Here is a 19,603-nt window from a genome sequence, read left to right on the forward strand (position 1 = left end):
TGCGAAAAAGCGGCGGGAGGGTACGGAAAGCGCATGCGCGCCTCACCCGGCCGGATTAAGCTGGCGCCATGATGCAGAGCAACGCCCTTCCGACCTATGACGACGTGACATCGGCCGCCGAACGCCTCGCCGGCGTCGCGGTCCGCACGCCGCTCCTCTCCAGCGCCCGCCTCGACGCCCTCACCGGCGGGCGCGTATTCCTGAAGCCGGAAGCGCTCCAGCGCACCGGCTCGTTCAAGTTTCGCGGCGCCTATAACCGCATCTCGCGCATCCCGCAGGACCAGCGCGAGGGCGGCGTGGTCGCCTGCTCCTCCGGCAACCACGCGCAGGGCGTGGCGGCGGCGGCGACGCTGATGGGCATGGCGTCGGTGATCGTGATGCCGACCGACGCGCCAGCGATGAAGAAGGCGCGCACCATCGCCTTCGGTGGCGAGGTGGTGGAGTACGACCGCGAAACCGACGACCGCGACGCCATTGCCGGCGCGATCGCGCGGGAGCGAGGGGCCATCTTTGTGCCGCCTTATGACGATTTCCACGTCATCGCCGGGCAGGGCACGGTGGGGCTGGAGATCGCCGAGGACCTGCTGGCGCTCGGCCTGACCCCCGATGTGGTGGTGGCCAACGCCTCGGGCGGCGGCCTCGTCTCCGGCATCGCGCTGGCGGTGCGGCATCATTTCCCGGACGCCCGGGTCCTGACCGCCGAGCCGGCCGGCTTTGACGATCACGCCCGTTCCTTCCGCTCGGGCGGGCGCGAGCGCAACAACCAGGCGACCGGCTCGATCTGCGATGCGCTGCTGGCGGCGACGCCGGGGCGGCTGACCTTCGAGATTTCGTCGCGCCTCGTCGGCGAGGGCGTGTCCGCCACCGACGAGGAAGTGGCGCGGGCGGTGGCCTTCGCCTTCGAGGAACTGAAGATCGTCGTCGAGCCCGGCGGGGCGGTGACGCTCGCTGCCGTGCTGGCGGGCAAGCTCGACCTCACCGACAAGCTGGCCGTGCTCGTGCTGTCGGGCGGCAATGTCGACGCGACCACCTTCGCCCGCTGCCTCGCGGTGGCGTGAGCCTCAGCCCGCCGCCACGGCGGGGATGACGTGGGCGCGGGCGTGGGCAACCTCGATATTGTGCAGGAATTGCTCGGTGCAGGCGCGCCAGGAAAAGCGCAGCGCATAGGCGCGCGCCGCCGCGCGGTCGATGTCGAGCGCGCCGAGCGCCGCCTGCCGCAGATCCGCGCTGAGCACGCCGACGGAGAGGTCCGCCTCGCCGATCACGTCCTTCGGCCCGGTGACGGGGAAGGCGGCGACGGGGAGGCCGCTGGCCAGCGCCTCCAGCAGCACGATGCCGAAGGTGTCGGTCAGGCTGGGGAACACGAACACATCCGCCGCCGCATAGATGCGGGCGAGCGCCTCGCCTTCCCGCAGGCCGAGGAAATGCACGTCGGGGTGCCGGGCCTGAAGCTCCGCGCGGGCCGGGCCTTCGCCGACCACGACCTTCGAGCCGGGGAGGTCGAGATCGAGGAAGGCGGAGATGTTCTTTTCCACCGCGACCCGGCCGACCGAGAGGAAGATCGGGCGGGGCAGGGCGGCAACCAAGGCGTCCATCTCGGGTTCGGGGCGCGGGTGAAACAGCTCGGCATCGACCCCGCGCGACCAGCGCATGATGTTGCGGAAGCCACGCCCGCGCAGTTCCGTCTCCAGCGTCGGGGTGGAGACCATGATGCCGGCGCCGGCATTGTGGAAGCGCCGCAGCCAGGCATAGGACAGCACTTCCGGCACCGGGGCGCGGGCGGAGAGATATTCGGGAAAGCGCGTGTGGTAGCTGGTGGTGAAGCTCTGCCCGCGCGACAGGCAGGCCCGGCGGGCCATGATGCCGATCGGGCCCTCGGTGGCGATGTGCACGTAATCGGCGCCGATCTCGTCCATCCGGCGGCGCACCCGCCCCGGGGTGGCCAGCGCCAGCCGGATTTCCGGATAAGTCGGCATCGGCACGGTGCGGAAATCGGCGGGGGTGAGGAAGTCGATCCGCGCGCCCAGCGTGGCGGCCTCGCGGGCGGTGTTCTGCAGCGAGCGGACAACACCGTTCACCTGCGGCAGCCAGGCATCGGTGGCGACGAGAATGTGCATCAGGCAGCGACCTTCGGTCGTTCGAGCAGCAGCGGCGCCTTCACCCGCGCCCGTGTCTGGCGCGCCCAGTCGATCAGCTCGAAGCGCCCGTCGGCATGTTCGACGATTGCCGTGCAGCTCTCGACCCAGTCGCCGCAATTAATGTACTCGACGCCGAAGCTGTCGTGAATGACCGCGTGGTGGATGTGCCCGCACACCACCCCGTCCACCTTGTGCCGGCGGGCCTCGGTGGCCACCGCTTCCTCGAAGCGGCCGATGAAGTTGACCGCGTTCTTCACCTTCAGCTTGGCCCACTGGCTCAGCGACCAATAGGGAAAGCCGAATTTGCGGCGGATCCAGTTGAGATAGGTGTTGAGTCCGAGCGCGGCGGTGTAGGCGCCATCGCCGAGGAAGGCGAGCCAGCGGGCGTGGCGCACCACGACATCGAACACGTCGCCATGGATGACGAGATAGCGCTTGCCGTCGGCGCCTTCATGGATCGCCGTCTCGACCACTTCGATGCCGCCGAAATGATTGCCGTAATAGTCGCGGAGGAACTCGTCGTGGTTCCCCGGCAGATAGACCATGCGCGTGCCCTTGCGGCTCTTGCGCAGCAGCTTCTGCACCACGTCATTATGCGCCTGCGGCCAGTACCAGCCCGAGCGCAGCCGCCAGCCGTCGACGATGTCGCCGACGAGGTAGATGGTGTCGGCGTCGTGATAGCGCAGGAAATCCAGCAGAAGATCGGCCTGGCAGCCCTTGGTTCCGAGATGGACGTCGGACAGGAACAGGCTGCGATAGCGGCGTGCCTCGGGTGCGTCGTTCACCTCGAAAGCCCCCTCGATCAGGCCCTCAAACGGGCTGGGCAATGTCTCCATGGGGAAGCATAAGCCCGAGTCGCATCACCCTTTTATGACGATGCTGCGCTGCACCTTTCACGGAAGGCGTGTCAGAGGAAGAGCAGGACCACGCTCAACGCCACCAGCGCCGCCATCGCGTAGTTGACGAGGCGCTGCTGGCGCGGGGTCGACAGCAGGCGGGCGAGCAGCGCGCCGAACCCCGCCCACAGGCACAGGCTGGGCAAGGTGACGACGCCGGAGACCAGCGCGATCATCGCCACCTCGGCGAACAGATGCTCGCCGCCCACCGTGGTGAAGGCCGGCACGATCGACAGCGCGATGGTCCACGCCTTCGGGTTCACCCATTGGAACAGCGCCGATTGCAGCAGGGTCATCGGCCGCTCCACCGCCGTCCCGCCCCCCGGCCCGCCGGCATTGGCGATCTTCCAGGCGAGATAGAGCAGATAGAGCGAGCCGACGATCTTCAGCGTCTGGTGCATGTAGGGGATGGCGAGGAACAGCGTGCCCAGCCCCATGCCGATCGCCACCACCATGATCGCGAACCCCACCGTGACGCCCCAGATCTGCGGCAGGGTGCGGCGGAAGCCGAAGGCGGCGCCGGAGCCGGCCGAGATCATGTTGTTCGGCCCCGGCGTCAGCGCCCCGGCGAGCGCGAACAGGAACATGGGCAGAAGCTGGGACGACAGCGGCACCGGATTTTCCTCGGCGGGGCGACAGGCCGGATCGGCGCGTCAGAGCTAGAGCGTTTTCGAGCGAAGTGGCTACCGGTTCGCGTGAAGAAAACGCGACAGAGCAAAGAACTGGATCATTTCACTGTTTCCATGAAACGGTGAAATGATCCACCCGGGTACCCGCCGGCCGCAACCCGGAAACGCCGACGCCGTGCGCCAAAACGACAACCGCCGGCCCTTGTTCGGAGCCGGCGGCGATCCTGGCAAAGCGGCGGGCGCGCGGCCCGGCGGCTCAATGGGCGACGAACAGCGGCACCGGCGGGTCGACCAGCAGCGAGGCGGTGACGCCGCCGAGGATCATCTCGGCCAGACGCGAGCGGCTGTAGATGCCCATCACCAGCAGGTCGGCGCCGAATTTCTGCGCCTCCTGGGGAATGACGACACCGGCCTGGCCCTCGGGGACATGGCGGTGCGTGGCATTGACGCCATGGGTGGAGAGGTAGGCGGCGAGCTTGGCGCCGGAGGCGGAGACATCCGTCTTGCTTTCCTCGACGGTGAGCACTTCCACCTGGTCGGCAAGCGCCAGCACGGGGAGGGCGAAGCGCACGGCATGGCCGGCCTCGCGCGAGGGCTTCCACGCCACCAGGACGCGGCCGATGCGGGCCGGCACCGGCTTGCCTGTCGGCACCACGATCACCGGGCCGTTGCAGGCGAGGGCGAGATGCTCGGGCAGGGTGGCGGCGAGTTCGTCGTCGACCGTGCCATAGCGCGTCTCGCTGACCACGGTGACGTCGGCAAAGGTGACTTCATCGCGCAGCGCGGCCGTGACCTCGCCCTCGATGGTCTGCCACACCCCGTTGACGCCGGCCTCGGCGACGGCGGCCTCGAACTGCGCCTTGAGGGTGACTTCCTTCTCCTTCGCCTCGCGTACCAGCTCGTTCACATAGATCGACAGCGCACGCCCGACGCGCGGCACGCCGGCGGGGTAGAGCGTGTAGACCGCCTTGAGGTTGGCCCCGGTCTGGCGCGCGAGGCCGGCGGCGAAGGCCAGACGGTCGCTGAAGCCCGAATCGGGCGCGGCGTGCAGCAGGACGGTACGGATGGACATGGCGTTTCTCTCTCCTGGCGGCTGTTCTTTTGACGTAAGGACATTGCCTCTCGATGAACATGCGGAAAACCACGATCCGCAAGAGGCATTAGGTATTCACCGTACCCGGCTTTCCGCCCCATCACGAGCGCGCGACCGTGCCGCGTGCGTCATTGCCATCGCATACGCGCTCACTACTCTCGCACCGCGCGCCGGGCCCGGCGCGTAGATGAGGGAGCATCTCATGGTTCGTCGCCTGACGGCTGCGCTTGCAGCCGGCATCATCACCGCTATCGCCGCAACCGCGGTCATGGCCCAAGCCGATGTCATCAAGGAGCGGCAGGCCCTGCTCAAGCAGTTCGGCGATGCCACCAAGCCGATCGGCGGCATGCTGCGCGGCAGCGTGCCGTTCGATCTCGCGCAGGTGCAGGCGGCGCTGGACCTCTATGTGAAGGACGCCAAGGTGCTGCCGACCCTGTTCCCGGCGGGCTCGGGCACTGGCGACACCGAGGCGCTGCCGGCGATCTGGACCAACAAGGCGGATTTCGACGCCCGCTTCGCCAAGCTCGGCACCGACGCCGCCGCGGCGCGCGCGGCGATCACCGACGAGGCCAGCTTCAAGGCCAATTTCCCCGGCGTGGTCCGCAATTGCGGCGGCTGCCACGACAATTACCGGCAGAAAAATTGACCGGCGCCCCCCTTTCCTCACCCACGCCGGCGCCGATGCTGGCGTGGGACCTGCCGACGCGGCTGGCGAAATGGAGCCTGGCGGCGCTGGTCGGGCTCGCCTTCGCCAGCCGCTACTGGGGCGACGAGGCGCTGGTCTGGCACCAGTGGAACGGCCTGGCCATATTGGTGTTGATCGTGTTCCGGCTGCTCTGGGGGCTGGTCGGCGGCTCGACGGCGCGCTTTGCCGGCTTTGTCAGCGGCCCGGTCGGCGGGCTGCGCTATGCCATGAGCCTGCTCAAGGGACAGCCGCCGCATTTCCTCGGCCACAACCCGCTCGGCGGCTGGATGGTGCTGGCGCTGCTGGCGATCGTGGCGGCGCAGGCACTCACCGGCCTGTTCACCAGCGACGACATCATCGTCTATGGCCCGATGACCGCCGCGGTGAGCGACGAGACGATCCGCAGCGCCTCCGCCTGGCACCAATGGCTCTACCCGTTCCTGCTGGCGCTGATCGGCCTGCATGTGCTGGCCAATCTCGCCTATTCGCTGTTCGGCCGGGACAATCTGATCCGCGCCATGGTCACCGGCTCCAAGCCGGCTGCCAGCTATGCCGACCGGGCGCCGGCGACGCCGGGCGGGGTGGGCCGCGCGCTCGCCTGCCTCGCGCTGGCGATCCTCGTCGTGTTTGGTGGTATCGCGCTGGCGGGAGGCCATCCCTTCCCGTGAAATAACCCGTTTGGCCGGCTGGCGAGCCCCCTTGCCGGAGTTGGTGAACCGTGCTCCATGGCGGCCCCATGAACGCGCTCAAGGGCATCGCGCTGCAGGTCGGCGCGACGTTCCTCTTCACCATCATGTCGGCCCTCGTCCGCATCGTCTCGGATCACGTTCCGACCGGCGAGATCGTCTTTTCGCGCTCGTTCTTCGCGCTGTTTCCGCTGCTGGCGCTGCTCGCCTGGCGCGGCGAGATCGGCGCGGCGGTGCGGACGGCGAATCCGCTCGGCCATGTCGCGCGCGGCACCATCGGCGTGTGCGCCATGGGGCTGAGCTTCGCGGCGCTGGCGCGGATTCCGCTGGCCGACGCCACCGCCATCGGCTTCGCCGCGCCGCTGCTCACCGTCATGCTGGCGGCGCTGCTGCTGCGCGAGCGGGTGCAGCTTTATCGCTGGGCGGCGGTGGTGGTCGGGCTTGGCGGGGTGGTGGTGATGCTGTGGCCGCACATGCACGGCTCGTTCGACACGCCCGGCCACATGTTCGGCGCGCTGTACGCGCTGATGGCGGCGGCCTTCACCGCCGGGGCGATGGTGCAGGTGCGCCGTCTCACCCAGACCGAGACGACGGCGAGCATCGTTTTCTATTTTCAGGCGCTCGCCGCGCTGGCCGGCCTCGCCACCGCCGGCTGGGGCTGGGTGCTGCCGAGCGGGCGCGAGGGGCTGCTGCTGCTGACGATCGGCTTCATCGGCGGGGTCGGGCAGATCCTGCTGACCGAGAGCTATCGCTACGCCCCGGCTTCTGTCGTGGCGCCCTTCGCCTATTCGGCCATGCTGTGGTCGCTGCTGCTCGGCTTCATCCTGTTCGCCGAGATGCCGCCGCTGCTGGTGCTGCTCGGCGGCGCCATCGTCATCGCCGCCGGGCTGTTCGTCATCTGGCGCGAGCGCCAGCTCGGCATCGACCGGACGCGCGAGGAGGCGGCGACCACGCCGCCGGCCGCGCCGGCCCCGTGAGGGCTCAGAACGCCTTGAAGGTGATCAGCGTCCGTGTGTCCTGGATGCCCGGGAAGAGCTGCACCTTCTCATTGACGAAATGGCCGATATCGGTGCCCTCAGGCACGTAGAACTTCACCAGCAGGTCGAACTCGCCGGCGGTGGAATAGATCTCGGAGGCGATCTCGGCGTCGGCGATGGCGTTCGCCACCTCGTAGGCGCGGCCGAGCTGACATTTGATCTGCATGAAGAAGGGAACCATCGCGGTCTTCCGGCTTGGGTCGGGAGGCCGATAGGAACCAGAAGGCGGGGGACGGCGCAACCCCCGGCGCGGGCAGCGCTCGCGCCCGGAAGCGCTTGCGCGGGCGGGCGTCCTCGCCTATCTCGCGGGGACGATCACGTTGGGGTGCCCAAGGCGCGCAAGCGCTCCGGGCTGAGAGGTAAGGCCGAGAGGCCGGGCGCGCCGCCGGGCACGCCGCCAACCCACGAACCTGATCCGGGTCATGCCGGCGGAGGGAACGGATCGCGCGCGCTCGGGGCCGCTTTCCCCGTCGCGACGCCTCCGCCTCCCGCGCGGCGAGGGGAGGCGTAGCATGGCAGGCTCCACACCGATTGCGGTGACGATGGCGGGCTCGGATAGCGGCGGCGGCGCCGGCATCCAGGCCGATCTCAAGACCTTTTCCGCGCTCGGCGTCTATGGCGCCAGCGTCATCACCGCGCTCACCGCCCAGAACACGCGCGGCGTCACCGGCATTCACGATGTGCCGCCCGCCTTCATCGCCGCGCAGATCGACGCCGTGCTGTCCGACCTCGCGGTCGATGCGGTGAAGATCGGCATGCTCTCGCGCCCCGAGGCGATCCTGGAAGTGGCCTCGGGGTTGAAGCGCCACGGCATGGCGACGGTTGTGCTCGATCCGGTGATGATCGCCGCCTCCGGCGACCGGCTGCTGGTGCCGGAGGCGATCGAGACGCTGCGCCGCGATCTGATGCCGCAGGCGCTGCTGATCACCCCGAACCTGCCGGAAGCCGCCGCCCTGCTCGACGCGGCGCCGGCGGAAGACCTCGCCAGCGTGCGGGCGCAGGCGCAGCTGCTGCTGGCGATGGGGCCGCGCGCGGTGCTGATCAAGGGCGGCCATGGCGAGGGGCCGGACAGTATCGACGTGCTGCTCGACGAAGACGGCTTCCTGGAGCTTTCGGCGCCGCGCATCGTCACCCGCAACACCCATGGCACCGGCTGCACGCTGTCCTCCGCCATCACCGCCGGGCTGGCCAAGGGCCTGCCGCTGCGCGAGGCGGTGGCGGCGGCGAAGGACTATCTGACCCGGGCGCTGGCTCGCTCGGAAGAGCTCGCCATCGGCCAGGGCCACGGGCCGGTGCACCACTTCCACGCCTGGTGGTGAGCGCGGACGTATCGGCTCTCGCGCCTCGCGGCGGAGCCTGCTAAGCGGGGCGGGTTCCCTCGCGAGCCGCCTCGTGCCCCTCATCGCCCCCCGCCACGCCATCGCCGCCGTCTATGCCGGGCTGTTCTTCGGCATCGGCGTGTTCATGCCGTTCTTCCCGGTCTGGCTGGAGGGGCGGGGCTTCGACGCGGCGATGATCGCGCTGGCGCTGGCCGTGCCCCAGGTGGTGCGGCTCGTCACCATGCCGCTCGGCGGGCTGCTGGCCGACCGCAGCGGGCGCCCGCGTGCCACGCTCATCGTCTATGCCGCCGCCACGGCGCTGTGCTTTGCCGGCATCGCCTTCGCCCCCAGCGCCACCTTCATCCTGATCGGATTGGGGCTCGCCGCCGTGTTCTGGCAGCCGAGCCTGCCGGTGCTCGACGCCTATGCGGTGGCGCGCCGGCGCGAGGGGCTGATCGATTATGGCCGGGTGCGGCTGTGGGGCTCGATGGCCTTCATCGGCGGCAACCTGCTGGCCGGCGCCCTGCTCGGCGGGGTGTTCTTCGCGAAGGTGCCGACGGACACGGTGATCTGGCTCATCGCTGGCGCCAGCGTGGCGGCGGCGCTGGCGGCGGCGACGCTGCGCGAGGTGCGCCCCCTGCCGCATGAGACGGCGGCGCGGCGCCCGACGCTGGCCGGCATGGCGCCGGTGCTGCTTGTCGGCCTGGCGGCAGCGGCGCTGGTGCAGGGCTCGCACGCCGTGCTCTACGCCTTCGCCTCGCTGATGTGGCAGGGCAAGGGCCTGTCGAGCACGCTCATCGGCCTGCTCTGGTCGCTCGGCGTGCTGGCCGAGGTGGTGCTGTTCCACTACGGCACGCGGGTGACGATGCGGCTGGGGCCGGAAAAGCTGCTGCTGCTCGGCGGCCTCGCCGGGGTTCTGCGCTTCGCGGTGATGGCGCTCGACCCGCCGCTGCCGCTGCTCCTGCTGCTGCAGCCGCTGCACGCGCTCACCTTCGGCTGCACCTATCTCGGCACGGTGGAACTCGTCGCCCGGCACGCCCCGCCGGGGCGGGGGGCCAGCGTGCAGGCGCTGGCGGCGTGGGCGACGGCGATCGCCATGGCGGGGGCGACGCTGGCCGCCGGGCCGCTGTGGCAGGCCTATGGTCCGGGAGCGTTCCTCGCGTCAAGCGGGCTGGCGCTGGCCGGAACGGGGCTCGCGCTGCTCACCGGGCGGCTGCGTCAGCCCCAGAGCGCCGGTTCGGGCGGGTAGACCAGGCTGCCCTGATAGCGCAGCGCCGGGGTGCGGTCGGCGGCGAGCAACAGCGGGCCGTCGAGATCGACGAAACGCGCCAGCGGCGCCAGCAGCAGCGCCGGCGCCATGGCCAGCGAGGTGCCGACCATGCAGCCGACCATGATGTCGAGCCCGGCCGCCTGCGCCGCGCGGGCGAGGAGGATCGCCTCGGTCAGCCCGCCGGTCTTGTCGAGCTTGATGTTGAGCGCGTCGTAGCGCCCGGCCAGCGCGTCGAGGCTGTCGAGCCCGTGCGCGCTCTCATCGGCGCAGACCGGCACCGGGCGGGCAATGTCGGCGAGGGCGGCATCGTCGGCGGCGGGCAGGGGCTGTTCGACCAGTTCGACGCCCGCCTCGGCGCAGGCGGCCAGGTGCGCCTCCACAGTGTCCGCCGTCCAGCCCTCATTGGCGTCGACGATGAGCCGCGTTTGCGGCACCGCCGCGCGGATGGCGGTAAGGCGTTCAAGGTCGCCCTCCGCGCCGAGCTTGAGCTTGAGCAAGGCGTGCCCCGCCTCGCGCGCCGACTGCGCCATCGCCTGCGGCGTGTCGAGGCTGAGCGTATAAGCGGTGACGACCGGCTGCGGCGCCGGCAGGCCGGCCATCTCATAAGCGCGCATTCCGGCCCGCTTGGCCTCGATGTCCCACATCGCGCAGTCGAGCGCGTTGCGCGCCGCTCCCGGCGGCAGCAGCGTCATCAGGTCCTCGCGGCGAAGCCCCTCCGCGACCAGCTTTTCCAGCGCGGCGAGCTGGTCGATCACGCCCTCGACGCTCTCGCCATAGCGGCCATAGGGCACGCATTCGCCGCGCCCGACATGGGCGCCGTCGCGCAGCTCGACGGTGACGACGGCCGCCTCGGTCTTCGAGCCGCGGGCGATGGTGAAGCGGCCGCGGATCGGAAAGCGTTCCGGGGTGATGAGAAGTTCGGTCATGGGACAGGCCGCCGGGAGAGGGGAATCGCGCGCCCAGCATAAGGCCCTCGGCCCCCGGCCGGGCGTCGCATCGAAAGCACAGTCGCGCCGATTACGCCGTCAACGGGGTGCCGTCGCCCGGATTCGCCGGGCCGCTCTCTCGACGGGCGGAGGACCGACCGCTAAGTAGAGCGTTGCGAATTTGTATCGGTGTCGCGGCCGCTTGGCGTGTCATGCCCGCAGGAGAGGTCATCTTGGGAGCTGCTGAAGCGCCGCTTCTGGCCACCGCCCGCAATGGCCGCGAACTCGTGTTCGTGGGCAATGGCCGCTGGGTGGCCGGGCAGGGGCGCGCGCTGGAAGGCAGCGTCGATGCCGCGCTGGCGGAAGTCGGCGCCGGCGCCAGCGAGACGGCGCGGATCGACCTTTCCGGCGTGCGCAGCTTCGACACGCTCGGCGCCGTGGTGCTCGACCGGCTGCTGCAATCGCTCGACAAGGCCAATATCCGCTTCCAGATCGTCGGGCTGGAGCGCCGCTTCCGCCCGCTGCTCGACGATATCGTCAAGGGAAGCCACCAGAACCCGCCACGCCGGCACCATGTGAACCCGGTTCTGGGCGCTCTCCAGCTGGTCGGCAAGACCACGGTGTCGATGGCGGAGGACGCCCTGGGGCTGCTTTCCTTCATCGGGGCGGTGGTGGCGGCCTTCCTGCGCGTGCTGGTGCGCCCGCACACCTTCCGCTTCACCTCGATGATCTATCATCTGGAACGGGCGGGGCTGCGGGCGGTGCCGATCGTGGCGCTGATCACCTTCCTGATCGGCTGCATCATCGCCCAGCAGGGCATCTTCCATTTCCGCAAGTTCGGCGCCACCACCTATGTCGTCGACATGGTGGGCATCCTCACCCTGCGCGAACTCGGCGTGCTGATCGTCTCGATCATGGTGGCCGGCCGCTCGGGTAGCGCCTTCACGGCCGAACTCGGCTCGATGCGGATGCGCGAAGAAGTCGACGCGCTGCGGGTGATGGGCTTCGACCCCAATGAAGTGCTGGTGCTGCCGCGCCTGGTGGCGCTGGTCATCGCCGTGCCGCTGCTGACCTTCATCGGCAATATGAGCGCGCTGTTCGGCGGCGGGCTGGTGGCCTGGCTCTATGGCGGCATCTCGCCGGCGATCTTCATCGCCCGGCTGCAGGAGGCCATCGGCCTCAACACCTTCGAGGTCGGCATGATCAAGGCGCCGTTCATGGCGGCGATCATCGGCCTCATCGCCTGCATGGAAGGCATGCGGGTGGGCGGCAGCGCGGAATCCCTCGGCGCCCACACCACCGCCTCGGTGGTGAAGGCGATCTTCCTGGTGATCGTGGTGGACGGGCTGTTCGCCATGTTCTTCGCCGCGATCGACATGTGAGGCGCGCGTGCACGCCGAAAGCGACACCCTTCCAGACAGTGGCTCCGCCATCCCCGAAGTCGCCCCCGGCGAGCCGATCATCCATGTGCGCGACCTGGTGGTGGCGTTCGGCGAGCGCACCATTCTCAAGGGCCTCTCGCTCGACGTGATGCGTGGCGAGATTCTCGGCTTTGTCGGTGCCTCGGGTGGCGGCAAGTCGGTGCTGACCCGCACCATTCTGGGGCTGGTGCCCAAGCGCGCCGGTACGGTGGCGGTGTTCGGCCAGGATCTCGACGAGCTGACCTTTGCCGGCCGCCGCGCGCTGGAGCAGCGCTGGGGCGTGCTGTTCCAGCAGGGGGCGCTGTTCTCCTCGCTGAGCGTGCGGCAGAACATCCAGTTCCCGATGCGCGAATATCTCGACCTGTCGCAGGGGCTGATGGACGAACTGACCATCGCCAAGCTGGAAATGGTCGGCCTCGCTCCCGACGTCGCCGAGAAGGCCCCTTCCGAGCTTTCCGGCGGCATGATCAAGCGCGTGGCGCTGGCGCGCGCGCTGGCGCTCGACCCGGAAATCCTGTTCCTCGACGAGCCGACCTCGGGCCTCGACCCGATCGGCGCCGGCGAATTCGACGAATTGATTGCAACCCTCCAGCAGACTTTGGGGTTGACGGTATTCATGGTAACCCACGATCTGGACAGCCTGCATACGGTGTGCGATCGCATCGCCGCGCTCGCCGACGGCAAGGTGATCGCCGTCGGACCTATCGAGACCATGCTGGCGTCGAAACATCCCTGGGTTTCGGCCTATTTTCACGGCAAGCGGGCGCGCGCCGCCGGCTTCGGATCTGAAGGGGCGCGCTGAGGACACCATGGAGACACGCGCCAACTACACGATCATCGGGCTGTTCACTCTCGCCGTCGTCGCGGGGGGCTTCGCCTTTGTCTGGTGGTTCACCGGCTCGGCCAATCGCGGGCCGCGCACCTCCTATGACGTCGTGTTCAGCGGCGTGGTGAGCGGGCTGCAGACCGGCTCCTCCGTCACCTTCAACGGCATTCCGGTCGGCGAGGTGACGGCCCTGCGGCTCGATGCGCAGGACCCGCGCAAGGTCATCGCCCGCATCGCGGTGCAGCCTGACACGCCGGTCAAGTCCGACACCCGCGCCACGCTCGATTCGCAGCTGCTCACCGGCCTTGCCTCGGTCGGGCTGGTCGGCGGCTCGACCCAGGCCGCGCCGCTGCCGGCGCCGCCGGACGGCCAGCTGCCGAGCATCGAGGCCGACACCTCGGCCGTGCAGGACCTGATGCGGACCGCCCGCGATGTGCTGGGGCGGGTCAACGACATCGCCATCCGCGTCGATGACCTGATCAAGGCCAACGACGCCAAGATTTCCTCGGTGATCGACAATGTCGACAAGTTCACCGCCGCCCTGGGCGAGAATTCCGGCAATATCGACACCTTCCTGCGGGAAATGGGCGGCGCCGCGCGGCGCATCTCCTCGCTGGCGGACAATCTCGACAAGCTCGTCGTGGCCGTCGATCCGCAAAAGCTCGGCAGCACGGTGGACGATATCAGCGCGTTCACCTCGCAGCTCGACACCATGGCCAGCAAGGTCAACGTCATCCTCGACAATGTGAATGCGATGACCACGAGCGAGGAAGGCAAGGGGATGTTCAACGAGATTTCCAGCGCGGCCGCCGAAGTGCGCAAGCTCGCCGCCAATCTCGACACCCGCACGGCCGAGCTGTCGGCCAACCTCAACAAGTTCACCGGGCCTGGCCTGCGGCAATACGAGGCGCTGGCGGTGGACGGCCGGCGCACGCTCGGCGAAATCGAGCGCGTTTTCAGGAATTTCGAGCGCAACCCGCGCCAGTTCATCTTTGGCGGGTCGAACGTACCCAGCTACAATGGGCGCTAGGCGATGGGGCGCCATATGATGGGAAGTCGTGCAACCGACGGGGGCAGGGGCGTTCGCGTGAGTTTTGACGAGACAGGCGACCGCGCGGCCGGGCGCAGCTTTCCGGGGCGGGGCTCTTGCGCGCGCAGGCTCGCGGGCGCGCTCGGCATGGCGGCGCTGGCCGCGCTGCTCGGCGGCTGCAGCACGCTTCTGTCCGGTGGCGAGACGGCGGTGCCGACCTTCGATCTCAGCGCGCCGGCCGATTTCAGCGCCCCGCGCCGGGGAACCGGCCTGCTGGTGGTGGGCCCGCCCAGCGCGCTGGCGGTGCTCGACACCGAGCGGATCGTGGTCGAGCCGCAGCCCGGGCAGATCACCTATCTCGACAAGGCGCAGTGGAGCGACCGGCTGCCGGCGCTGTTCCAGGCGCGGCTGATCGAATCCTTCGAGAACGGCAACCGCGCCCGCTCGGTCGGCCGGGCCGGCGAGGGGCTGAGCGCCGACTACATGCTGCTCTCGGACCTGCGCGCCTTCGGCATCCGAACCTATGAAGGCGGGCCGGTGGCGATGGTCGAGGTGTCGGTGAAGATCGTCGGCGCCAGTTCCGGCCGCATCGTCGCCGCGCAGGTGTTCACCGCCCGCGCCCCGGCCGCCTCCACCAGCGGGCCGGACGCGACCGCGGCGCTCGACCAGGCCTCGGACGAGGTGTTCGTGCAGCTGGTGCGCTGGGCGTCCGCCCGCTTCTGACGCGCGGGAGCCGACAGAGGCGCTGCGCTTCGGCGAGCGTCTCCCCCACCGTCCCCATCGTGTCCAGACGCAAAAAAGCCCGGCTCGCGCCGGGCTTTTCCGTTTGGTTCGTCAGGCGTGGATCAGAACTTGTAGCTGATCGCGGCGCGGACGATGTTGCTGGTCAGGTCGGCCTTGGCGCTGACAAAGCTGCCCGAGGTGCCGGCGAGATAGCTGGTCACGTTGGCCTCGCCGAGGTCGACATAGAGATATTCGCCGCGCAGGATCCAGTTGTCGGTGATCGCATATTCAAGGCCACCGCCGACGGTCCAGCCGGTGTTGACGTTGTCATGCGAGCCGGAGGCCGCGGTGGTGAAGTCCGGCGCGCCGCCGCCGGTGAGGCCCATCACGGTGGTCGAGCTGCTGACCTTGCCATAGGCGAAGCCGCCGGTGCCGTAGACGAGCAGGCGGTCGAAGGCGTAGCCGAGGCGGGCGCGCACGGTGCCGAACCACTCCAGCTCGGCGCTGGTCTGGTAGTAGGGGCCGCCCGGCGTGGCGTAGAAGGCGATGCTCTCCTCGGCGCCGGTCCACTGGAAGTCGGCCTCGACGCCGACGACCACATTGTTCTCGAACTGGTAGTTGTAGCCGATCTGGCCGCCGGCGACCCAGCCGTCCATATTGCCGAAGTTCAGGTCATTGCCGGCATAGAGCCCGGCCTCGGGCGTGTAAACGCCGCCGGTGCTGTCGAAGAACAGCACGTCGGTGGCCTTGGATTCACCCCAGGCATAGCCGGCATTGCCGCCGAGATAGAGGCCGGTCCAGGAGAAGGCCGGCACGAAAACCGCGACCGGCTCGGCCTTGACGGGATAGGGCATGTCGGCGGCCAGGCTGGCGGTGCCGGTGGCAAGAAGGGCAGCCGCGCCAAGAAGCAGCGAGCGGTTCATGAGGTTTCTCCAGGTAAACGCACTGACGGGATAATGACATTCCCGGCAAACAGTTCGGTTGTGGCCTGCTACCCCCGCGTTAGTTCCTGAAGGTGCGCCCGAAATGTCACAGAAGACGTTCTCGAATACCATTTGGTCCGTATCAGCTTGGCTGGCTACCTCCCGGAGGTAGCGGACAACATGGCAGGCAGGGCGAGCCCGTCGGCGGTTCGGCTTTATCGGGTGGTCCCGACGGGCCGGCACTGAACGGCGGGTGGCGGGATGGGCGGCAGGCGGGTGCGAAACCCGAGGGCGAGTCGGCAGTGACCCCGGGTTTGCTTGGGCGGGGCGCGCCCTTTTTTGGGAGGAGCTGCGTGCTTCGAGGCTCGCGCCGCTCGCGCCTCAGCATGACGAGGGTCATGCGCAGCAAAAAGGGCGCGGCTTGCGCCGCGCCCTCGATAGCCTCTCACGGTAGAATGGATTTCCTCAGAAGTCCATTCCGCCACCCGAAGTCGGCTGTTGCCGACTTCGGCACCTGGAAACCGCAGGGGCGAATGGGCTTCCTCAGAAGTCCATGCCGCCACCTAAGCCGGACTCGCCCGGCTTAGGCACTCAGCGACAAGCAGGGGCGAATGGATTTCCTCAGAAGTCCATTCCGCCCATGCCGCCCATGCCGCCGCCCGGCATGGCGGGGGCCGCGCCGGCCTTCTTCGGAATGTCGGCGATCATCGCTTCGGTGGTGATCAGCAGCGAGGCCACGGAGGCCGCGTTCTGGATCGCCGAGCGCAGCACCTTGGCCGGGTCGATGACGCCGGCCTTGTACATGTCGACATATTCGCCGGTCTGGGCGTTGAAGCCGTAGGCGTAGTCGCTCTTCTCAAGGATGCGGCCGACGATCAGCGAGCCGTCTTCGCCGGCATTGTTGGCGATCTGGCGCGCCGGGGACTGCACCGCCTTGCGGACGATGTCGACGCCGGTCTTCTGGTCCGGATTGGCGGTGACGACGGCGTCCAGCGCCTTGATGGCGCGCAGGAGGGCGACGCCGCCGCCCGGCAGCACGCCTTCTTCCACGGCCGCGCGGGTGGCGTGCAGCGCGTCGTCGACGCGGTCCTTCTTTTCCTTGACCTCAACCTCGGTCGCGCCGCCGACGCGGATCACCGCGACGCCGCCGGCGAGCTTGGCCAGGCGCTCCTGCAGCTTCTCGCGGTCGTAGTCCGAGGTGGTCTCCTCGATCTGCGCCTTGATCTGCGACACGCGGTCCTCGATGTCCTTCTTCGAGCCGGCGCCGTCGACGATGGTGGTGTTCTCCTTCTCGAGCACGACCTTCTTGGCGCGGCCGAGCATGGCGAGCGTCACGGTGTCGAGCTTGATGCCGAGATCGTCGGAGATGGCGGTGCCGCCGGTCAGGATGGCGATGTCCTGCAGCATGGCCTTGCGGCGATCACCGAAGCCGGGCGCCTTGACGGCCGCGACCTTGAGGCCGCCGCGCAGCTTGTTGACGACGAGGGTGGCGAGCGCCTCGCCCTCGATGTCCTCGGCGATGATCAGCAGCGGCTTGGAGGTCTGCACCACGGCTTCCAGCACCGGCAGCAGTTCCTGCAGGCCCGAGAGCTTCTTCTCGTGGATGAGGATGTAGGGGTCCTCGAACTCGACGCGCATCTTCTCGGCATTGGTGATGAAGTAGGGCGAGAGATAGCCGCGGTCGAACTGCATGCCCTCGACCACGTCGAGCTCGGTCTCGGCGGTCTTGGCTTCCTCGACGGTGATGACACCCTCGTTGCCGACCTTCTGCATCGCCTCGGCGAGGTACTTGCCGATCTCGGAATCGCCATTGGCGGAGATGGTGCCGACCTGGGCGATCTCGGCGTTCGACGTCACCTTGCGGGCGTTCTTCTTCAGATCGGCCACGATCGCCTCGACCGCGAGGTCGATGCCGCGCTTGAGGTCCATCGGGTTCATGCCGGCGGCGACCGACTTGGCACCTTCCTTCACGATCGCCTGGGCGAGCACGGTGGCGGTGGTGGTGCCGTCGCCGGCGAGGTCGTTGGACTTCGAGGCCACTTCGCGCACCATCTGCGCGCCCATGTTCTCGAACTTGTCCTCGAGCTCGATCTCCTTGGCGACGGTGACGCCGTCCTTGGTGATGCGCGGGGCGCCGAAGCTCTTCTCGATCACGACGTTGCGGCCCTTGGGACCGAGCGTGACCTTGACGGCATTGGCGAGAATGTCGACGCCGCGCAGCATCTTCTCGCGCGCGTCGCCAGCGAACTTAACTTCCTTGGCAGACATGATTTCTTACTCCGGTGATGCGTTGCGAGCAGCGTGAGCGGCTGGCTCAGGCGGCCTTCTTGGCCGCAGAGGTGGCGTCCAGAACGCCAAGGATGTCGGACTCCTTCATGATGAGGTAGTCGACGCCATCGATCTTGACCTCGGTGCCCGACCACTTGCCGAACAGCACCCGTTCGCCGGCCTTCACGTCCAGCGGGACCAGCTTGCCGGCCTCGTCGCGGGCGCCCGGGCCCACAGCGACGACTTCGCCCTGCGAGGGCTTTTCCTTGGCTGTGTCGGGAATGATGATACCGCCCGCGGTCTTCTCTTCCGCATCAATGCGCTTGACCACGACCCGGTCATGCAGGGGACGGAACTTCATCGGCTCTCTCCAATCGTGAACGATCGTTTGATCCTGCACCTGCGCCCGCCCGGCCGGAGGGCCGGGGGTATCTCGCGGTGCCGTGCGACATCTAGGCGCCGGGGATAGGGGGCGCAAGGTGCGGGCGGCAAAAAACTGGCAGTCTCGTGAAGAGAGTGCCAGCGCGGCGGCCGCCTTGCTGTCAGCACTCCGTCGCAAATGCTGCTAGTGCATTGATATTGAACATCTATTGCGATTTTTAGCCTTGCCGGAAGCCGGCAACGGTCGCACACTCCCTTATCGTCACGAAAGGAGGTTCCGCATGACCGATCATGGGGTGTCGTCGCGTGGTGGGCTCTCGCCGCAGGCGGAGGGGGAGGGGGCGGGTACCGGCGGGCGGGTGTCGCCGGATTTCCGCAAGCAGCTGGAGGGCTATGGCCTCACCACTGCCCAGATCCTCTACCGGATGCCCGATCATCCGGGAATTCTGCAGACCTTTCTCTGGCAGCATTACGATCTGTGCCCGCATTTTCCGGAGCTGAACCGCTTCCTCGCTTTCTGGAAGCGCGAGCTGGAAGGCCCGCTGCACTCGGTGCTGGTGGCGCATTCGCGGCTGATCGGCCCGGCCGAGCTGCGCCGCGTCGACGGAGAGTTCCGGCTGAACTGAGGCGCGCTTCTTTTGAGCGTGCCGCCCTCTTCTTGCCGCGTGCGACGTGCTATGAGCGCAGCAAAGGGGGCCGGTCCGGCGCCCGAGGGAAGTCAGGCAGCTGGTCACGCCGGTGGATCATCGTTCTCCGCGCACGTCGGAATTGCTCTCGGCGATCGTCACCGCCCATTCGGCGGAACGCATCGGCGTGGGCGAAATCGTGCACGCGCTGCGCAACCGCGCCTTCGGCCTGTCCATCCTGCTGCTCGGCCTGCCGAACTGCCTGCCGATGCCGCCGGGCCTGCCGGTCATCTGCGGCATCCTGCTCTGCCTTGTCGGCGGGCAGATGCTGGTGGGGCGCGATGAGCTGTGGCTGCCGCGCTGGCTGGCCAACCGCACCATTTCGCGCGGGCTGCTGGAGAAGATCGTCAACGGCTCGCTGAAGCTCATCCGCCGCTTCGAGGGCTATTCCCGCCCGCGCCTGCCCTATTTCTCCTCGCCCTCGGCGCGCTTCGTGCTGGGCGGGCTGGTGGTGGTGCTCGGGCTGCTGCTGCTGCTGCCGATCCCGATCTTCGGCAATCTGCCGCCCGGCATCGCCGTGGTGATTCTCGGCCTCGGCCTGGTCGAGCGCGACGGCGTGTTCATCCTCGCCGGCGTGGCGGCGACGCTGATCAGCTTCGGCGTGATGGGGATTTTGAGCTGGCTGCTGTTCCAGGGCGCGCTGGCGGTGTTCTGAGCCGAAGGTGG

The 19,603-nt window shown here is 68.6% G+C and carries 21 protein-coding genes; 12 read left to right on the plus strand and 9 right to left on the minus strand.

Annotated features, from left to right (window positions below; all coding sequences use genetic code 11):
- The first annotated feature begins 68 nt into the window (after window positions 1-68).
- On the plus strand, window positions 69-1,058 hold the full coding sequence (locus BLO63_RS02530; RefSeq protein WP_091436460.1) for a threonine ammonia-lyase: 990 nt from the start codon (window positions 69-71) through the stop codon (window positions 1,056-1,058).
- Window positions 1,059-1,061: 3 nt separating this feature from the next.
- On the opposite strand, the gene BLO63_RS02535 is transcribed toward BLO63_RS02530, so the two are convergent.
- From BLO63_RS02535 to BLO63_RS02550, 4 genes are all read right to left on the minus strand, one after another.
- Window positions 1,062-2,117, minus strand: coding sequence for a glycosyltransferase family 4 protein (locus tag BLO63_RS02535; protein ID WP_091436462.1), 1,056 nt, complete (start codon window positions 2,115-2,117; stop codon window positions 1,062-1,064).
- Window positions 2,117-2,974 (minus strand): UDP-2,3-diacylglucosamine diphosphatase, encoded by an 858-nt coding sequence (locus tag BLO63_RS02540; protein WP_091436463.1) that lies wholly within the window; start codon window positions 2,972-2,974, stop codon window positions 2,117-2,119. The genes BLO63_RS02535 and BLO63_RS02540 overlap by 1 nt, the downstream gene beginning before the upstream one ends.
- 71 nt (window positions 2,975-3,045) lie before the next feature.
- Window positions 3,046-3,648: a LysE family translocator gene (locus BLO63_RS02545; RefSeq protein ID WP_091436465.1), complete on the minus strand. Its 603-nt coding sequence runs from the start codon at window positions 3,646-3,648 to the stop codon at window positions 3,046-3,048.
- 271 nt (window positions 3,649-3,919) lie between these two features.
- Window positions 3,920-4,735 carry a universal stress protein gene (locus BLO63_RS02550; RefSeq protein ID WP_091436466.1) on the minus strand — a complete coding sequence of 272 codons (816 nt, stop codon included), beginning with the start codon at window positions 4,733-4,735 and terminating at the stop codon, window positions 3,920-3,922.
- A 223-nt stretch (window positions 4,736-4,958) separates the two neighbouring features.
- Here BLO63_RS02550 and BLO63_RS02555 point away from each other — a divergent pair, with 223 nt between their 5' ends.
- The 3 genes from BLO63_RS02555 (at window position 4,959) to BLO63_RS02565 (ending at window position 7,104) form a co-directional block, all read left to right on the plus strand.
- Complete coding sequence (locus tag BLO63_RS02555) at window positions 4,959-5,402, plus strand: c-type cytochrome (RefSeq protein ID WP_091436467.1); 444 nt, start codon at window positions 4,959-4,961, stop codon at window positions 5,400-5,402.
- Complete coding sequence (locus BLO63_RS02560) at window positions 5,399-6,109, plus strand: cytochrome b/b6 domain-containing protein (RefSeq protein ID WP_244517560.1); 711 nt, start codon at window positions 5,399-5,401, stop codon at window positions 6,107-6,109. Before BLO63_RS02555 ends, BLO63_RS02560 begins: the two co-directional genes overlap by 4 nt.
- Window positions 6,110-6,177: 68 nt before the next feature.
- Window positions 6,178-7,104, plus strand: a complete 927-nt coding sequence (locus tag BLO63_RS02565; RefSeq protein ID WP_091436470.1) for a DMT family transporter — start codon at window positions 6,178-6,180, stop codon at window positions 7,102-7,104.
- A 4-nt stretch (window positions 7,105-7,108) separates the two neighbouring features.
- Here the strand turns inward: BLO63_RS02565 and BLO63_RS02570 are convergent, their stop codons facing one another.
- Complete coding sequence (locus tag BLO63_RS02570; protein ID WP_018391378.1) at window positions 7,109-7,345, minus strand: Lrp/AsnC ligand binding domain-containing protein; 237 nt, start codon at window positions 7,343-7,345, stop codon at window positions 7,109-7,111.
- Between the two features lie 331 nt (window positions 7,346-7,676).
- Between BLO63_RS02570 and thiD the strand changes: the two genes are divergently transcribed.
- Window positions 7,677-8,483 carry a bifunctional hydroxymethylpyrimidine kinase/phosphomethylpyrimidine kinase gene (gene thiD / locus BLO63_RS02575; RefSeq protein ID WP_091436472.1) on the plus strand — a complete coding sequence of 269 codons (807 nt, stop codon included), beginning with the start codon at window positions 7,677-7,679 and terminating at the stop codon, window positions 8,481-8,483.
- Window positions 8,484-8,556: 73 nt separating this feature from the next.
- A complete protein-coding gene (locus tag BLO63_RS02580) occupies window positions 8,557-9,732 on the plus strand; it encodes an MFS transporter (RefSeq protein ID WP_091436474.1) in 1,176 nt (391 codons plus the stop codon).
- On the opposite strand, the gene dgcA is transcribed toward BLO63_RS02580, so the two are convergent.
- Window positions 9,702-10,679 (minus strand): N-acetyl-D-Glu racemase DgcA, encoded by a 978-nt coding sequence (gene dgcA / locus BLO63_RS02585; protein ID WP_091436475.1) that lies wholly within the window; start codon window positions 10,677-10,679, stop codon window positions 9,702-9,704. The two genes, BLO63_RS02580 and dgcA, sit on opposite strands and share 31 nt — an antisense overlap.
- Before the next feature lie 233 nt (window positions 10,680-10,912).
- Here dgcA and BLO63_RS02590 point away from each other — a divergent pair, with 233 nt between their 5' ends.
- Genes BLO63_RS02590 through BLO63_RS02605 form a run of 4 tightly spaced genes read left to right on the plus strand, consistent with a single transcriptional unit; the run spans window position 10,913 to window position 14,679 of the window.
- Window positions 10,913-12,061: an ABC transporter permease gene (locus tag BLO63_RS02590; protein ID WP_091436477.1), complete on the plus strand. Its 1,149-nt coding sequence runs from the start codon at window positions 10,913-10,915 to the stop codon at window positions 12,059-12,061.
- A gap of 49 nt (window positions 12,062-12,110) precedes the next feature.
- Window positions 12,111-12,902, plus strand: coding sequence for an ABC transporter ATP-binding protein (locus BLO63_RS02595; protein ID WP_205409259.1), 792 nt, complete (start codon window positions 12,111-12,113; stop codon window positions 12,900-12,902).
- Between the two features lie 7 nt (window positions 12,903-12,909).
- On the plus strand, window positions 12,910-13,956 hold the full coding sequence (locus tag BLO63_RS02600; RefSeq protein WP_091436480.1) for an MlaD family protein: 1,047 nt from the start codon (window positions 12,910-12,912) through the stop codon (window positions 13,954-13,956).
- A gap of 57 nt (window positions 13,957-14,013) precedes the next feature.
- Window positions 14,014-14,679, plus strand: coding sequence for an ABC-type transport auxiliary lipoprotein family protein (locus tag BLO63_RS02605; protein ID WP_091436482.1), 666 nt, complete (start codon window positions 14,014-14,016; stop codon window positions 14,677-14,679).
- 122 nt (window positions 14,680-14,801) lie between these two features.
- Here BLO63_RS02605 and BLO63_RS02610 read toward each other — a convergent pair whose 3' ends face one another.
- From BLO63_RS02610 to groES, 3 genes are all read right to left on the minus strand, one after another.
- Window positions 14,802-15,602 (minus strand): outer membrane protein, encoded by an 801-nt coding sequence (locus BLO63_RS02610; protein ID WP_091436484.1) that lies wholly within the window; start codon window positions 15,600-15,602, stop codon window positions 14,802-14,804.
- A 621-nt stretch (window positions 15,603-16,223) separates the two neighbouring features.
- The gene (gene groL, locus BLO63_RS02615) at window positions 16,224-17,870 is read right to left on the minus strand and encodes a chaperonin GroEL (RefSeq protein ID WP_091436485.1); all 1,647 of its coding nucleotides are present in this window, start codon (window positions 17,868-17,870) and stop codon (window positions 16,224-16,226) included.
- 46 nt (window positions 17,871-17,916) lie between these two features.
- Window positions 17,917-18,231 (minus strand): co-chaperone GroES, encoded by a 315-nt coding sequence (gene groES, locus BLO63_RS02620; RefSeq protein ID WP_091436487.1) that lies wholly within the window; start codon window positions 18,229-18,231, stop codon window positions 17,917-17,919.
- A 301-nt stretch (window positions 18,232-18,532) separates the two neighbouring features.
- Here groES and BLO63_RS02625 point away from each other — a divergent pair, with 301 nt between their 5' ends.
- Both BLO63_RS02625 and BLO63_RS02630 read left to right on the plus strand, forming a co-directional pair.
- A complete protein-coding gene (locus BLO63_RS02625; RefSeq protein ID WP_091436489.1) occupies window positions 18,533-18,877 on the plus strand; it encodes an usg protein in 345 nt (114 codons plus the stop codon).
- Between the two features lie 112 nt (window positions 18,878-18,989).
- Window positions 18,990-19,592: an exopolysaccharide biosynthesis protein gene (locus BLO63_RS02630; RefSeq protein ID WP_244517561.1), complete on the plus strand. Its 603-nt coding sequence runs from the start codon at window positions 18,990-18,992 to the stop codon at window positions 19,590-19,592.
- Window positions 19,593-19,603: the final 11 nt, after the last annotated feature.

Origin of the sequence: Ancylobacter rudongensis, from assembly GCF_900100155.1 — a bacterium.
GTDB lineage: Bacteria > Pseudomonadota > Alphaproteobacteria > Rhizobiales > Xanthobacteraceae > Ancylobacter > Ancylobacter rudongensis.